Here is a 14,546-nt window from a genome sequence, read left to right as displayed (position 1 = left end):
CCGTTCTTGTCGTTCTTTCCGCCAGGCCCCGGGCGCGGCAGCGCCGCCGCCGCTGGGCCCGGGCGGCGATTACTGGGCGGTCGCGCCGCTCGCGGCGACGCTGGCCATGCTGGCCTTGGGCGCGCGGATCTCGGCGCGCTCACCTTCCTTCAGGTTGTCGAAGCGCGCGCCCAGCACCTGCGACTGCGGCGTCACGCCAGCCAGGATCTCGACGCGCCCTTCGCGCGGATCGCGCCGGCCGGTGGTCACGATGCGGCGCACCAGCATGCCCTTCTCGATCAGCCAGACATGTTCCTGGCCGGACACCGCGCCCACCGCCGTGGACGGCACCGTCAGGCGCGGCTTGTCGTCGGGCAGCTCGACGCGGGCGACGGCGTACTGGCCGGCACGGAAACGCTCGCCGGTGTTGTCCAGCGTCAGCGTCACGCCGATCGAGCGGGTGCCGGGCTCGGCGGCCGGCGCGATGCGGGCGATGCGGGCCGTCACCGGCTCATCGCTGCCCTCCACCTTCACCTGCACCGTCATGCCGGGCGAGAGCTTGCCCACCTCGTGCGTGCCGACCAGGCCGGCGAGCTCCAGCTTGGACAGGTCGACGATGGTCAGCACCTGCTGCTCCGCGGCGACCTTCTCGCCGGGCAACGTGTGCCGCTTGGCGACGATGCCGTCGATCGGCGAGATCAGCGCGGCCTGGCGCAGCAGCACCTCGCTGGTGCCGAGCTGCGCCTGCGCGGACAGCATCTGGCCGCGCGCGGACTCGAGCTGCGCGCGGGAGTTGTCCAGCGCCGTCGGCGCGATGAAGTTCTGCGAGGCCAGGCCCTGGTTGGCCTTGTACTGGCGCTCGGACTGCTCGTACATGGCACGGGCCGATTCGACGCTGGCGTTGCGCTCGGCGACCTTGTGGCGCAGTTCCTCCAGGTCCAGCTGGCCCAGCGACTGGCCGGCCTTGACCCGGCTGCCCTCGCCCACCGTCAGGCGGTCCAGGCTGCCCGAGGCCTTGGCGCGGACGATCACGGTATTGGGCGCGACCAGCGGGCCGGAGAACTCGATCAGGCCCGGCATCGGCGCCATCGTCGGCTTGATGACCTCGCCCGCCTGGAACTCCAGGGCCGGCTTGGCCGCGTCCTTCTTCGCCGCCGGAGCGCTGCTCCCGCTCGTGGCGTACACGCCGGCGCCGCCCGCCAGGACGGCCACCGCCACGCCACCCAACCACCATTGCTTGCGCATGATCTCCCCCATCCGTCGACACGGGATCACCGGTTCGATGATCCTTGAATGCGGCGGAGTGTAGGAATCCCCAAATTGATGCGGGAGACAGACGCGACGAACTGCTGTTTGTGCGTCATGGCCTGCTTATCTCTGGGACTGAAATCGGCCGTCTCAACGACAAATTGCTAGTCGGAGCGACGAAAGCGCAGAAGGAGGCGATGGCGCCCGATTGCCTTTTGGCTTTCGGAACCGGTGCGGCCATAGCGCCGGACCAGGCGGGCGGCGCTCAGGCCGGCTGCAGCGGATCGCGTTTCGCGCAGCGCCAATGACAGGCCGCGCCGACGAGCGCGAAGGCCGACGCGGCCCAGAAGCAGGCCGCGTAGCCATGACTTTCGGCGAGCCAGGCGCCGCCCAGGCTGCCCAGCACGCCCGAGACCCCGTAGCCCAGCACCGCGTACAGCGCCTGGCCGCGGCCCTGCAGCCGGCCGGGGAAATAGCGCCCGATCAGGCCGATGCAGGCGGTGTGCTGCGCGGCGAAGGTGACCGCGTGGCAGCACTGGAGCAGGACCATCGCCACGAGACTCGCGCCCAGCCCGGCGGTGCCCGCCAGCCGGAACGCCGCCAGCAGCGCCGCGACGATGAGCCAGTGATGCAGGTGCTGCTGCCGGACCCAGCGGCCCTGGAAGGCGAACCAGGCGATCTCCGCCGCGACCGACACCGCCCACAGCGCGCCCACCTGCCCCTTCCCGTAACCGAGCCGGTCCAGGTAGAGGCTGTAGAACGCGTAGATCGCGGTGTGCGCCAGCACGGTGAAGAACATCCCGAGGAAGAACCAGCCGACCTCCGGTCGGCGCAGCGTGGCGGCGATGGAGACCGGCGCGGCCGCGTCGTGCTGGACGGCGGCTCTGCGCGGCAGCCGCCAGGCGGCGATCACCAGCGTCGTGAGCCCCGCGACGATGGTCCACGGGAACACCGCCATGCCGGCCGCGTCGAACCACCAGCCGCCGCCGACGACGGTCGCCAGGAAGCCGACCGAACCCCACAGCCGCACACGGCCGTAGCGCTTCGGATCCATGCCGCCGCTGGCGGCCAGCTCATGCGCGATCAGCGCCTCGTTGAGCGGCGTCACGCAGGCGTTGAAGAAGTACATCAGGAACACGACCAGCGTCAGCCCGAGCACCGACGCGCCACTGCCGCTGCCGCCACCGCTGGGCGACACCAGCAACAGGCCACAGGCGCTGATCCAGCAGGCGAGCGCCGCGACCCGGATCAGCTCGACGCGCCGGCCGCTGCGGTCGGCCACCAGGCCCCACAGGTAGGGCGCGAACAGCCGGGTCCAGCTCTGCATCGACACCAGCAGCCCGATCGCCACCACCGGCAGGCCGAGCGACTTGTACCAGAGCGGCGCGAACGGGTTGAACAGGCCGATGCTGCCGTAATAGGCGCAGCCGAGCAGCGCGCTCGCGCGCAGCACGCGGGCGCCGTCCGGCGTCGCCGGGACGGCCGACGGGGCGGTGGATCGGGCCATGAGGCAGTCGGAGGGACGGACGGGGACCGCGCCGGCGTGCGGGCGCGGTCGCGGCTTCAGCCCGCGTCAGAGCGATGCGCGGCGATCGCGGGGATGGGCAGCTCGACGTCGGCGCACTGCGCGCGATCCATCAGCACATGGTCGATGACGACCAGCGCCAGCATCGCCTCGGCGATCGGCGTCGCGCGGATGCCGACGCAGGGATCGTGGCGGCCGAAGGTCTCGACCGTCGTCGGCTCGCCGGCGCGGTTGATGGACGCCTTGGGGGTGCGGATGGAGCTGGTGGGCTTGATCGCGATCGACACGCGCAGGTCCTGGCCGCTGGAGATGCCGCCCAGCACGCCGCCGGCGTTGTTGCTGGCGAAGCCCGCCGGCGTCAGCTCGTCGCCATGCTGGCTGCCGCGCTGGCGCACGCTGTCGAAACCGGCGCCGATCTCGACGCCCTTGACCGCGTTGATGCCCATCATCGCGTAGGCGATGTCGGCATCGAGCTTGTCGAACAGCGGCTGGCCCAGGCCGGCCGGCATGCCGGTGGCCTCGACCATCAGCTTCGCGCCGACCGAGTCGCCGTCCTTGCGCAGCGCGTCCATGTAGTCCTCCAGCGCCTGGATCTGCGAGGCGTTGGCGGCGAAGAAGGGGTTCTGGCCGACATGATCCCAGCCCTCGAAGGCCAGGTCGATCTCGCCCAGCGCCGTCATGCAGCCGCGGAACCGGACGCCCAGTTCCTGCTTCAGCCATTTGCGGGCGACGGCGCCGGCGGCCACCATCGGCGCGGTCAGCCGGGCCGACGAGCGCCCGCCGCCGCGCGGATCGCGCAGGCCGTACTTGCGCCAGTAGGTGTAATCGGCGTGGCCGGGACGGAAGGTGTCGAGGATGTTCCCGTAGTCCTTGCTGCGCTGGTCCACATTGCGGATCAGCAGGCAGATCGGCGTGCCGGTGGTCAGGCCCTCGTAGACGCCGGACAGGATCTCGACCTGGTCGGGCTCCTGCCGCTGCGTGACGTGGCGCGAGGTGCCGGGGCGGCGCCGGTCCAGCTCGGGCTGGATGTCCTCGACCGACAGCGCCAGCCCGGGCGGGCAGCCATCGATCACGCAGCCGATGGCCGGGCCGTGACTCTCGCCGAAGTTGGTGACGCGAAACAAGCTGCCGAAAGTGCTGCCGGACATCTGGAGAACCTGCCGAGGCGAGAAACCGAAGCTGCCGATTCTACGAGCGCGCCCCGGGCCGAGGGCTCATCCTGCGCCCGACCGGACCGCCACCAGCCTCATCAAGCGATGAAGCCAGCGCTCGGCGGCGGCGAGGCGTCGTCCTGCGCCGCGGTCCGGGCCTGCGCCTGCGCCTGCGCCTGCGGATCCCGCTCGAAGACGGCGATCGATTCCACGTGCGCCGTGTGCGGGAACATGTTCACCGCGCCGGCCTGCACGCAGCGGTAGCCGGCCACGTTGACCAGCAGCCCCGCGTCGCGCGCCAGCGTGGCCGGCGCGCAGGACACGTAGACGATGCGCTCGGGCGGCGTCCAGCCGGGTGCCAGCGACGGGTCCTGGACCAGGTCCGCCAGCGCCTTGACCAGCGCGAAGGCGCCCTCGCGCGGCGGATCGATCAGCCAGCGGTCGGCGGCGCCGTCGGCCACCAGCAGCTGCGGGGTCATCTCGAACAGGTTGCGCGCGACGAAGCTGGCCTTGTGGTCGAGTCCATTGCGCTTGGCGTTCTCCCGCGAGCGCTGCACCAGCGCCTCGCTGCCCTCGATGCCGAGGACTTCGCGGGCCTGCGTCGCCAGCGGCAGGGTGAAGTTGCCCAGGCCGCAGAACCAGTCGATGACGCGCTCGCCGGACCGCACGCCCAGCAGGCGCAGCGCGCGGCCGACCAGCACCGTGTTGATGTGGTGGTTGACCTGCGTGAAGTCGGTCGGCTTGAACGGCATCACGACGCCGAACTCCGGCAGCGTGTAGGCCAGCTCCGGTCCGTCCGCATCGAGCAGGTGCACCGTCTCCGGCCCCTTGGGCTGCAGCCACCATTGCACGCCGTGCTCGGCGGCGAAGGCGCGCAGCCGGGCGACGTCGCCCGTGCTCAGCGGCTCCAGGTGGCGCAGCACCAGCGCGATCACCTGCGTGCCGCCGTTGTCGCCGATGGCCAGCTCGATCTGCGGCAGGCGGTCGCGGCCGTCCATCGCGCCGATCAGCTCGCGCAGCGGCAGCAGCATCGCGCTGACCTTCTCGGGCAGCACCTTGCAGACCTGCATGTCGGCGATGTAGCGGCTCTTGCGCTCATGGAAGCCGACCAGCACGTGGCCCTTCTTCGGCACGTAGCGCACCGACAGGCGGGCGCGGTAACGGTAGCCGGTGGCCGGCCCCTCGATCGGGCGCAGCAGCGCCTCGGCCTTGACCTTGCCGAGGTGCCACAGGTTGTCCTCGAGCACGCGCTGCTTGACCGCCACCTGGGCGCCGGGATGCAGGTGCTGCATCTTGCAGCCGCCGCAGGCGCCGGCATGCAGCCCGAAATGCGGGCAGACCGGCCGCACCCGCTGCGCGCTCTCGCGGCGCATCGCGACCATCGCGGCCTGCTCCCAGTTGTTCTTCTTGCGGCCGACGGCGACCTGGACCTCTTCGCCGGGCAAGGCGCCCTCGATGAACACGACCTTGCCTTCGCTGTTGTGGGCGACGCCCTGCGCTTCAAGGTCCAGCGACTCGACCTTCAGCCATTCCGATACATCAGTCATGGGCGCGCATTATCCCAGCGCAGATCGCGACAGGCGCTCGACGGAACTCCCTCTCCCCGCTTGCGGGGAGAGGGTTGGGGGTGAGGGGTCGTCGCAGTACGGCGGTGCTAGCCAGGGGAAGCACCGGTGCCAGCGCCGTTCAGGGTTCAGAAAATCGAATCCCGGCTGATGCCCTGCCGCATCATGTTGCGCTTGAGCTTGGCCAGTGCCTCGATCTGGATCTGCCGGATGCGTTCGCGGGTCAGGCCCAGCCGCACGGCGAGGATGTCCAGCGTCTCGGGCTCGCGGTCGGCCAGGCCGTAGCGGCCGGCGAGCACCTCGCGCTCGCGGTCGCTCAGCGAGGCTAGCCCGCTCTTGAGCAGGTCCTCCAGCTCATGGCTGAGCCGGTGGCCCGCCGGGTCGACCGCCTGCTCGTCGGCGACCAGGTCCAGCATCGATTCGCCGCCGTCGCCATTGCGGTCCACCGGCGAATCCAGCGAGCTGGGCAGTTCGGCGTAAGCGAGCAACTCGGCGATCTCGTCGACCGGTCGGCCCAGCGCCTGCGCGACATCCTCGGCGCGCACCGCGCCTTCGCCGCCGCGCTGCGCCGCGAGCGCCTCCAGCGCGCGGCGCGCCTTCAGCACCTGGTTGAGCTCGCGCACGATGTGTACCGGCAGCCGCACCAGCCGCGCCTGATGCATCAGCGCGCGCTCCACCGCCTGGCGGATCCACCAGCTGGCGTAGGTCGAGAAACGGAAACCGCGCTCGGGCTCGAACTTGCCGATCGCGTGCATCAGGCCGAGGTTGCCTTCCTCGATGAGGTCGCTCATCGGCAGGCCGCGGCCCAGGTAGTTCTTGGCGATGCTGACGACCAGCCGCAGGTTGTGCTCGATCATCGCCTGGCGCGCCTCGAAGTCGCCGGCGCGCGCCTTCACGGCGGTGTCGTACTCCTCCTGGGGCGTCAGCAGCGGGGTGCGCCGGATGTCGCGCAGGTAGGCCTGCAGGGCGTTGGTCGCGTCGCCGTCGGCGGGACCCAGGTCGCCCTTGCCGTTCCTGGACTTGCTCTTGCCGTCCTCGGATTCGGCGCTGCGCAGCGCGCGGACTTCGTCGTCCTCGTCGGCCACGACCTCGGGACTGTCCGCCGCATCGCCCTCGGCCGGCGCGGCGGCCTCATGGTCCTCGGCCGGGTCGGCGGACTCGGCCGCCAGCTCGGGCGGCAATCTGAAACGGCCTGGATGACCGGGGCGGTCCAGGCCGTCGGGCGAGAGTCCATCTGACGAAGAGGCGCGTTGCAAGGTCATGTTGCGGCGCCTCCTTGAGCGCCCTCAGCGCGCGGGCAACAGCTTCGACGGATCGATCGGCTTGCCCTGCTTGCGCACCTCGAAGTGCAGCTTCACCGAATCCGCGTCGCTGCTGCCCATCTCGGCGATCTTCTGGCCCTTGCGCACCACCTGGTCTTCCTTCACCAGCAACGTCTGGTTATGCGCGTAGGCCGTCAGATAGTTCGTGCTGTGCTTGATGATGATCATGTTGCCGTATCCGCGCAACCCCGCGCCCGCGTACATCACGCGGCCATCGGCGGCGGCGAACACCGGGTCGCCGGGCTTGCCGGAGAACGCCAGGCCCTTGTTGCGGACTTCGTCGAAGCCCGCGGCCACCGGGCCGGAAGCGGGCCAGCCCCAGCTGATGTCGTCGTCGTCGCGGGTGGCGGGCGCGGGCGTCGCGGCGGCGGTCGCGGGCGCCGAGGCGGCGGACGCGCTGCCCGTCGCCGGAGCCGGGGACTTGCCATCCAGCGGCCGGGTCTCGACTTTCGAGCTCGCCAGCGGCTTGGTCGTCACCGCGGTCGGGTCCACGCCCGGGGGCGCCACGCGCAAGACCTGACCCACTTCGATCAGGTTGGGGTTGTCCATGCCGTTCCAGCGCGCCACGTCCTTCCAGCCCTGGCCGTTGTCCATGGCGATGCGGATCAGCGTGTCGCCGGGCTTGACGGTGTAGTAGCCGGGCTTGCCGGCGTTCTCGGCGCCGGGCAGCGGTTTCGATTCCGGCGCGGGCGTCACCGCGGTGCCCGGGATCGCGGACTGCGCGGACGCGCCCTTGCCGACGGCGCGGTCCTCCACCGGCGCGCGATGCGGTGTGTTCTGGCAGCCCGTGAGCGCCAGCACCACCACGGAGACCCAAAGCAGCGGAGAACGGAAGAGATGTTGCATGCGCGCGTGTTTGTCGTTGCGAAAGCCGAAGCGCGGGAGCCGTGAGGCTGCCGCGCTACAGGACCCCCGATTTTAGGGGCACGAACAGGACCGCTTCGTGCAGGCTGCGCACGAAGCGCGAGCCCGCCGTGTCACGGACGTGGTCGATGAGCACCAGCACCTGGCCGCGGCCGCTGGGCGCGGTCATCGGCGCGACCAGCCGGCCGCCCGGCGCGAGCTGGTCCAGCCAGGCCTTGGGGATGTCGTCGCCGCCAGCGGCCGAGATGATGCTGTCGTAGGGCGCGGACGGCGGATGGCCCAGCATGCCGTCACCGTAGACCAGCCGCACCTGGTGGTGGCCGACCAGGTTCGCGCGGGCCTTGTCGTGCAGCGGCCGCAGCCGCTCGACCGACACGACCTGTTTCGACACTTGCATCAGCAGCGCCGCCTGGTAGCCGCAGCCGGTGCCGATTTCCAGCACCTTGCCGAGATGGCCGCGTTGGCGCGCGCCCGGCGCGTCCAGCATCAGCGCCATCATCCGGCCGACGACCGACGGCTTGGAGATGGTCTGGCCGTGCCCGATCGGCAGGCTGGTGTCCTCGTAGGCCTGCGTCGCCAGCGCGGAGTCGACGAAAGCATGCCGGTGCACCGTCGCCAGCGCCTGCAGCACGCGCTCGTCCGTCAGGCCTTCGCGGCGCAGCCGGTCCACCATGCGCTGGCGCACGCCGGCGGAGTCCAGCCCCAGGCCGATCGGCGTCGTCTGGCGCGCCTTGATGGCGGCGGCCTGCTGCCAGTGGCCCTGCGGCTTGAGCGGCTCGCGGGCCTCGGCGGCCGCGGCCGCGGACGGCGTGCCCGGGCGCGCCGGGGCGAGCTTGTCCAGCGACAGCGGGAAGCGCTTGGGCCGGGGCGGCAGCGAGGTCATGGACGGCCGGCGGTCTGCAGCCGCTGGCGCCAGTCGTCCAGCGTCGCGTGTTCGGTGAGGTCGACCTGCAGCGGCGTGATCGAGACGGCGCCGTTGCCGGTGGCGTGGAAGTCGGTGCCCTCGCCGGCCTCGCGCTCGGCGCCGGCCGGGCCGATCCAGTAGATCATGTCGCCGCGCGGGCTGCGCTGCTGGATGGTGGCCTCGCTGGCATGGCGGCGGCCCAGCCGCGTGATGCGGCGCGGCAGCGCGGCGGCGTCGGCGCGGTTGGGGATGTTCACGCTCAGCAGGAAGGGCCGGTCCAGTCCGCCGGCGATCACGTCCTGGACCAGCGCCCGGACCACGGCGGTCGCGGCGTCGAGGTGGCCCCAGCCCTTCTCGACCTGCGAGAACGCGATCGAGGGTACGCCGAACAGGTAGCCCTCGGTGGCCGCGGCGACGGTGCCGGAATACAGCGTGTCGTCGCCCATGTTGGCGCCGTTGTTGATGCCCGAGAGCACCAGGTCGGGCTTGTAGTCGAGCAGGCCGGTCAGCGCCAGGTGGACGCAGTCGGACGGCGTGCCGTTGACGTAGCGATAGCCGTTGGACGCCGTGTAGACCGACAGCGGCCGGTGCAGCGTGAGCGAGTTGGACGTGCCGCTGGCGTTCTGCTCGGGGGCGATGACTTCCACCGTGCCGAGCCCTTCGCAGGCGCGGACCAGGGCGGCGATACCGGGGGCCAGGTAGCCGTCGTCGTTGGCGATGAGGATGCGCATGGGGCGGCATTGTAGGCAGGCCGTCACCCCGGCGACGCGGCCCGCGCGGCGCGCTGCCTATCATGCGCCCCGACCCTCCGCCGGAGGCCTGGACAAGGAGACGAGAGATGAAGGCTTGGCTGTGCGAGAACCCCGTCGGCGTCGAGGCGCTGCAATGGAAGGACCTGCCGTCTCCCACGCCCGGGCCGGGCCAGCTGAAGGTGGCGATCAAGGCGGCGAGCCTGAACTTTCCCGACCTGCTGATCATCCAGAACAAGTACCAGATGAAGCCGCCGCTGCCCTTCGTGCCGGGCACCGAGTTCGCCGGCATCGTCGAGGCGGTGGGCGACGGCGTGAGCGGCTTCAAGCCGGGCGACGCGGTGGCGGCCTTCACCGGCACCGGCGGCTTCGGCACCGAGGCGCTGGTCCCGGCCGCGCTAGCCATGCCGCTGCCGCCGGGTTTCCCCTTCGAGGACGCGGCCGCCTTCATCTGCACCTATGCGACCAGCCACCACGCGCTGATCGACCGCGCCGCGCTGCAGCCGGGCGAGACGGTGCTGATCCTGGGCGCGGCCGGCGGCGTCGGGACGGCGGCGATCCAGATCGCCAAGGCGGCCGGCGCGCGGGTGATCGCGGCGGCCTCGTCCGACGAGAAATGCGCGCGTTGCCGGGAGATCGGCGCCGATGCCACCATCAACTACACCCAGGGCTCCTTGCGCGACGAGATCAAGGCCCACACCGAGGGCCGCGGCCCCGACGTCATCTACGACCCGGTCGGCGGCGACCTGGCCGAAGCGGCCTTCCGCTCGATCGCCTGGCGCGGCCGCTACCTGGTGGTGGGTTTCGCCCAGGGCGCCATCCCGGCGCTGCCGCTGAACCTGGCCCTGCTCAAGGGCGCGTCGCTGGTGGGCGTGTTCTGGGGAGAGTTCGCCAAGCGCGAACCCAAGCGCAATGCCGCGATGATGGCGACCCTGGCGCAATGGTATGCCGCCGGCAGGATCCGGCCGGTGATCGACCAGGTGCTGCCGATGACGTCGCTGCCGCAGGCCTTCGAGCGCATGGCCTCGCGGCAGGTGGTGGGCAAGCTGGTCGTCGTCAACGGCTGACCGCCCGTCGACACCCTGTTTCACGGGGCATGCAAGCCGGGGGGGCGCTGCTAGGATGCGGGCAGCTTTTGCTCCCCACACCATGGCCGTCAAAGTTCTCATCGTCGAAGACAACCCCGTCGCCCGCAGCTTCCTGTGCCGCGTGGTGCGTGAAAGCTTCAGCGATGGCATGGAGATCACCGAGGCCGGCGACCTGGAAGGCGCCCGCCGGCAACTCGCCAAGGTCGAGAGCGACGGCAGCGCCGGCAACGGCTACAAGCTGATCCTGATCGACCTGGAGCTGCCGGACGGCAACGGCATGGAGTTCCTGGGCGAGCTGTCCGGCAAGCCGGCGGTCAAGATCGTCACGACGCTGTACTCGGACGACGACCACCTCTTCCCTGCCCTGCAGCGCGGCGCGGACGGCTACCTGCTGAAGGAGGACCGTTTCGAGGTGCTGGTCGAGGAACTGCAGCGCATCGTGCGTGGCCAGCCGCCGCTGTCGCCGGCGATCGCGCGGCGGCTGCTGTCGCATTTCCGGCCGGGCTCCACCGGCGATTCGGGGCCGATGGGACTGAACTCCGGCTTCGGCAGCCTGACCTCGACGGCCACGCCCAGCGGGCGCGGCGTGACGCTGGATCCGGTGCCCGAATGGGAACGCCTGACCCCGCGCGAGAACGAAGTGCTGACCTACCTCAGCAAGGGCTTCACGATCAAGGAGATCGCGAACCTGATGGGCATCAAGTGGTTCACCGTCAACGACCACATCAAGTCCATCTACAAGAAGCTCAACGTCTCCAGCCGCGCCGAGGCGGCCGTGCTGGCGAGCAAGCAGGGGCTGGTCTGAGGCCCGTGGCCGGCGCTCGCCGGCCGGTTCCGCGCCAGGTGGATCACCACCGATAACCCACCTTCGCGTAGTACTGCCGCCCATTGAAGCCGAAGGGCGAGAACTGGTTGTAGGCCAGGATCCCGCCGATGGCATTGGCGGCGATGACCCGATCCGGATAGCGGTCGGTGAGGTTGTCGACACCCGCGCTGACCTGCCAGGCGCCCTGCTCCCATCCCGCCGACACATCCAGCAGCCAGGCCGCGCCGAAGGTCTGGTCGTTCGCCGCGTTGGACTGGCGGATGACGAAACTGCCGTAGCGGCTGGCGGCCACGCGGCCGCTCCACGGTCCCCACCGGTGTTCCGCGCTCGCGACCAGCTTGTCCTTGGGCGAGCCGACGGTCGCCCGCGCCAGCGTCACGCGATCGATCAGCGTCAGGTTGTTGGCGCTCAGCAGCGCCGGGTTGTCGTCGACATGGCGCACCGAATTCCTGTTGTGGTTGTAGGCCAGCGTGTACTGGCCGCGGCCGGCACCGCCCCAGTCCTGCTGCCAGGTGCTCACGACATCGACACCGCGGGTGCGCGTGTCCAGCGCGTTGGTGAAGTAGCGCCCGGCACTCACCAGCACGCCCTGCGCGGCCAGTTGGTCCCGCAGCGCGGTCGGCAACGAGAGGTTGGCCGACAGCAGGATGCGGTCGTCGATGTCGATCTGGTAGACGTCCACCGTGGTCTGCCACTGCGCCAGGGGCTGCAGCAGCAGGCCCAGGCTGAGGTTGCGGGACTTCTCGGGCTTCAGCGGCTTCGCGCCCAGGGCCGCGGCGGCGGCGGACTCGACCGGGAAGGTGCCCGCTTCCACCAGCGCGCCGTTGATCAGGTTGGTCGAGGTGGTGGCGAAGAACCGCTGCGCCAGCGACGGCGCACGGAAGCCGGTGGACACGGTGCCGCGCAACGCCACGGCCGGCGACCAGGCATAACGGCCCGACAACTTCGCCGAGCTCGCGCCGCCGAAGTCGTCGTAATGCTCGGCCCGCAGCGCGGCCGAGGCGCTGAAGGCCTGCGTCACGCGGCCTTCCAGGCTGGCATAGGCCGCCACGTCGCGGCGCGCATGCGCGCCGGCATTGCCAGGCTGGAAGCCGGGGAAACCGGACGCGCCGCCGCTCTGGTACGACGCGGGCTCGCCGGCGTCGATCTCGTAGCGCTCGCGGCGAGCCTCCGCGCCCAGGGCCAGCGTCCAGGGCGCGGCCAGGCCGAGGTCGATTTCGCGCGAGAGATCCAGGTTGAGCACTGTCTGCTGGTTGCTCAGCCGGCCCGCGTCGAAGCGCGTCGGGCTGGCATTGCCCAGCGAGTAGTTCGCGGTGTCGGTGACGTCGATGTCGAAGCGGTTGCGGCCATGGTTGAGGCTCGCGTCCCAGGACCAGCCGGCGAGTTCGCCCCGCACGCCGGCGATCAGGCCGACGTCGACCGTGGTGCTGCGCTGCAGCGGAAGGAAGCCCTCGGGATACAGGTCGGCGACGTCGTTGGCCACCGCGGTGGCGCGGGTGCGCCAGAAGGCGGCGGACACCGTGTCGCGATGGCTGAGCGTGGCGACGGCATAGGCCTGCAGCGCGCCGGCCAGCGGCAGCTCGGCGTTCAGCACGGCGGCCTGCTGATGGCTGTCCGGATCGCCGAGCCGGTTGTTGACCTGCACGAAACGCGGCTCGGTCGCCGCCTCGCGGGTGTCGACGCCGGCGCGGTTGGTCCGCTGCTGATGGCGGTTCTCGAGCGCGAAGCGGATCCATCCGTCCTGCCCCAGGGCGAATCCGGCGCTGGCGGATTCGGTGTGCCGCAAGCCGTCGCCGGCATCGGTCTGGCCGAGTTCGGCGTTGACGCTGCCGCCGCGCGCGCCCTTCTTCAGGACGATGTTGATGACGCCGGCGATCGCGTCGGACCCGTACTGCGCCGCGGCGCCGTCGCGCAGCACCTCGATGCGCTCGATGGCGGCCAGCGGAATGGTGTTCAGGTCCACCGGCGCGGCCCCCCGCCCCTGCGTGCCGTTGATGTTGACCACCGCAGTCGTGTGGCGGCGCTTGCCGTCGATCAGCACCAGCGTCTGGTCGGGCGAGAGCCCGCGCAGCTGGGCGGGCCGCACGGCGTCGGAGGCGTCGGTCAACGACGGGCGCGGGAAGTTCAGCGAGGGCAGCAACTGCCCGAGCGCTGTCGCAAGCTCGGTGGTCCCGGTGCGCTGCAGGTCCGCGGCGCTGAGGACGTCGACAGGCGACTCGGACTCGGCGACCGTGCGATTGACGCGGCGCGTGCCGGTGACGACGACCTGCTGGAGCTGATCCGCCGATGCCGCCGCCGAAGGCAACGAGCTTTGAGCATGCACCGACGGCGCGAAGCTGGCGATGGCGGCGAGCGCGACGACGCTCAACGGGATGGCGTGGCGGTGCGGCAGAGGAAATGGCGAGCGAAGGACCATGGGGCTTTCAAGGATTCATCGATCAAGACAGTTCCGTAGCCTGCGTGAGCCAGCATGCCCGGACAAAGAAGCTCGGCGCAGATGCTCATGCGGAGGGAGTACTCGACAGGCAAGGAGCGAAGACCGAGGTGTAGCGCTCAGGCCCGAAGCCTGTGATCGATCTTGTCGCGGATCGCGCGCTTGTCGTCGAGCCCGAACACCATGTCGTTCGCCACCTTGGCCAATCGCTCGATGTCGGCCTTCGACACATCCCCGAGATCATTGACGACCACCAGGGAATCGAAGTTGCCCGCGTAAGTCTTCAGGTGCTGAAGCGTGATGGCAGTCAACCGCGCCTTGTCCGCCCCCTTGACTCCAAACAGGTAGAGCGGTGCGCGAGCCCCCTGAACGTAAAAATCGATCGGATAGTTCTCACTGGCGGGGACGTCGGGGTCCACATAGTCCCTGATCAATCGATCACCGCCGACGACATCACGCAGGACGGAGTTGAGGTCGTCATAGAACGTGGATTCGACTCGTCCACGGCTCCAGAGCCCAAGATCCTCAAGACGGCAGATGCACCGCCCCAATCGGAACAAGCCCTGCACGAGTTCCTCCGCGCCGGCTTTGACGACCAGTTCCCCGTCCTGATCCGAAACCCCGCACTCTCGCAGAACCTGCTCATAGAGCTTGCCGCGCGCGCCGCTCAGAAGTTTGGACAGATCGTTCTCGTAGCTGAGCCGCATCAAGGTCTTGGCGAGATCGCTCAATCGCCAGCCTTCCCCTTCTTGCGAAAGGTGGACGACGGGGTGATCGCCGTCCCGCCCTTCAAACGGCAGCGACACCATGAGCTGCCCCCTTCGCTCGACGACTTGCACCTCGCGGCAGAGCATCGTGCACAGCTGCTGCTGAAGATTCGTTCGACTCATG

The 14,546-nt window shown here is 70.2% G+C and carries 12 protein-coding genes; 2 read left to right on the top strand and 10 right to left on the bottom strand.

Annotation, left to right across the window (positions count from 1 at the left end):
• Nucleotides 1-69: 69 nt before the first annotated feature.
• The 8 genes from ACTJKJ_RS25005 to surE all read right to left on the bottom strand — a co-directional run bounded on the left by ACTJKJ_RS25005 (nucleotide 70) and on the right by surE (nucleotide 9,289).
• Nucleotides 70-1,224 carry an efflux RND transporter periplasmic adaptor subunit gene (locus tag ACTJKJ_RS25005; RefSeq protein WP_183479898.1) on the bottom strand — a complete coding sequence of 385 codons (1,155 nt, stop codon included), beginning with the start codon at nucleotides 1,222-1,224 and terminating at the stop codon, nucleotides 70-72.
• A 268-nt stretch (nucleotides 1,225-1,492) separates the two neighbouring features.
• Complete coding sequence (locus ACTJKJ_RS25000) at nucleotides 1,493-2,734, bottom strand: MFS transporter (protein ID WP_440822820.1); 1,242 nt, start codon at nucleotides 2,732-2,734, stop codon at nucleotides 1,493-1,495.
• Nucleotides 2,735-2,790: 56 nt separating this feature from the next.
• Complete coding sequence (gene aroC / locus ACTJKJ_RS24995) at nucleotides 2,791-3,900, bottom strand: chorismate synthase (RefSeq protein WP_440822818.1); 1,110 nt, start codon at nucleotides 3,898-3,900, stop codon at nucleotides 2,791-2,793.
• Between the two features lie 101 nt (nucleotides 3,901-4,001).
• A complete protein-coding gene (gene rlmD, locus ACTJKJ_RS24990) occupies nucleotides 4,002-5,450 on the bottom strand; it encodes a 23S rRNA (uracil(1939)-C(5))-methyltransferase RlmD (RefSeq protein WP_440822815.1) in 1,449 nt (482 codons plus the stop codon).
• Nucleotides 5,451-5,596: 146 nt separating this feature from the next.
• Nucleotides 5,597-6,730: an RNA polymerase sigma factor RpoS gene (rpoS, locus tag ACTJKJ_RS24985; RefSeq protein ID WP_440822813.1), complete on the bottom strand. Its 1,134-nt coding sequence runs from the start codon at nucleotides 6,728-6,730 to the stop codon at nucleotides 5,597-5,599.
• Between the two features lie 24 nt (nucleotides 6,731-6,754).
• Nucleotides 6,755-7,636 (bottom strand): peptidoglycan DD-metalloendopeptidase family protein, encoded by an 882-nt coding sequence (locus ACTJKJ_RS24980; RefSeq protein ID WP_183479920.1) that lies wholly within the window; start codon nucleotides 7,634-7,636, stop codon nucleotides 6,755-6,757.
• A gap of 55 nt (nucleotides 7,637-7,691) precedes the next feature.
• Complete coding sequence (locus ACTJKJ_RS24975) at nucleotides 7,692-8,537, bottom strand: protein-L-isoaspartate(D-aspartate) O-methyltransferase (protein WP_440822811.1); 846 nt, start codon at nucleotides 8,535-8,537, stop codon at nucleotides 7,692-7,694.
• Nucleotides 8,534-9,289, bottom strand: a complete 756-nt coding sequence (surE, locus tag ACTJKJ_RS24970; protein ID WP_183479922.1) for a 5'/3'-nucleotidase SurE — start codon at nucleotides 9,287-9,289, stop codon at nucleotides 8,534-8,536. Before surE ends, ACTJKJ_RS24975 begins: the two co-directional genes overlap by 4 nt.
• Nucleotides 9,290-9,396: 107 nt before the next feature.
• Between surE and ACTJKJ_RS24965 the strand changes: the two genes are divergently transcribed.
• Nucleotides 9,397-10,374 carry an NADPH:quinone oxidoreductase family protein gene (locus ACTJKJ_RS24965; RefSeq protein WP_440822808.1) on the top strand — a complete coding sequence of 326 codons (978 nt, stop codon included), beginning with the start codon at nucleotides 9,397-9,399 and terminating at the stop codon, nucleotides 10,372-10,374.
• Between the two features lie 82 nt (nucleotides 10,375-10,456).
• The gene (locus ACTJKJ_RS24960; RefSeq protein ID WP_091724848.1) at nucleotides 10,457-11,200 is read left to right on the top strand and encodes a LuxR C-terminal-related transcriptional regulator; all 744 of its coding nucleotides are present in this window, start codon (nucleotides 10,457-10,459) and stop codon (nucleotides 11,198-11,200) included.
• 43 nt (nucleotides 11,201-11,243) lie between these two features.
• On the opposite strand, the gene ACTJKJ_RS24955 is transcribed toward ACTJKJ_RS24960, so the two are convergent.
• Nucleotides 11,244-13,637: a TonB-dependent receptor plug domain-containing protein gene (locus ACTJKJ_RS24955; RefSeq protein WP_440822805.1), complete on the bottom strand. Its 2,394-nt coding sequence runs from the start codon at nucleotides 13,635-13,637 to the stop codon at nucleotides 11,244-11,246.
• A 137-nt stretch (nucleotides 13,638-13,774) separates the two neighbouring features.
• A complete protein-coding gene (locus ACTJKJ_RS24950) occupies nucleotides 13,775-14,545 on the bottom strand; it encodes a DUF1828 domain-containing protein (RefSeq protein WP_343603077.1) in 771 nt (256 codons plus the stop codon).
• Between the last annotated feature and the right edge of the window lies 1 nt (nucleotide 14,546).

Origin of the sequence: Roseateles sp. 22389, assembly GCF_052044995.1 — a bacterium.
In the GTDB taxonomy this organism is placed as follows: Bacteria; Pseudomonadota; Gammaproteobacteria; order Burkholderiales; family Burkholderiaceae_C; genus Roseateles.
The sequence above is the reverse complement of the archived record's forward strand: the minus strand, read 5'-3'. Positions and strand labels throughout refer to the sequence as shown.

Bases quoted from the DNA above. Each gene is read 5' to 3' on its own strand.
- ACTJKJ_RS24960 (WP_091724848.1), top strand. From the start codon at position 10,457: ATGGCCGTCAAAGTTCTCATCGTCGAAGACAACCCCGTCGCCCGCAGC.
- ACTJKJ_RS24975 (WP_440822811.1), bottom strand. From the start codon at position 8,537: ATGACCTCGCTGCCGCCCCGGCCCAAGCGCTTCCCGCTGTCGCTGGAC.
- ACTJKJ_RS25005 (WP_183479898.1), bottom strand. From the start codon at position 1,224: ATGCGCAAGCAATGGTGGTTGGGTGGCGTGGCGGTGGCCGTCCTGGCG.
- ACTJKJ_RS24980 (WP_183479920.1), bottom strand. From the start codon at position 7,636: ATGCAACATCTCTTCCGTTCTCCGCTGCTTTGGGTCTCCGTGGTGGTG.
- rlmD (WP_440822815.1), bottom strand. From the start codon at position 5,450: ATGACTGATGTATCGGAATGGCTGAAGGTCGAGTCGCTGGACCTTGAA.
- aroC (WP_440822818.1), bottom strand. From the start codon at position 3,900: ATGTCCGGCAGCACTTTCGGCAGCTTGTTTCGCGTCACCAACTTCGGC.
- ACTJKJ_RS24955 (WP_440822805.1), bottom strand. From the start codon at position 13,637: ATGGTCCTTCGCTCGCCATTTCCTCTGCCGCACCGCCACGCCATCCCG.
- ACTJKJ_RS25000 (WP_440822820.1), bottom strand. From the start codon at position 2,734: ATGGCCCGATCCACCGCCCCGTCGGCCGTCCCGGCGACGCCGGACGGC.
- ACTJKJ_RS24950 (WP_343603077.1), bottom strand. From the start codon at position 14,545: ATGAGTCGAACGAATCTTCAGCAGCAGCTGTGCACGATGCTCTGCCGC.
- surE (WP_183479922.1), bottom strand. From the start codon at position 9,289: ATGCGCATCCTCATCGCCAACGACGACGGCTACCTGGCCCCCGGTATC.
- ACTJKJ_RS24965 (WP_440822808.1), top strand. From the start codon at position 9,397: ATGAAGGCTTGGCTGTGCGAGAACCCCGTCGGCGTCGAGGCGCTGCAA.
- rpoS (WP_440822813.1), bottom strand. From the start codon at position 6,730: ATGACCTTGCAACGCGCCTCTTCGTCAGATGGACTCTCGCCCGACGGC.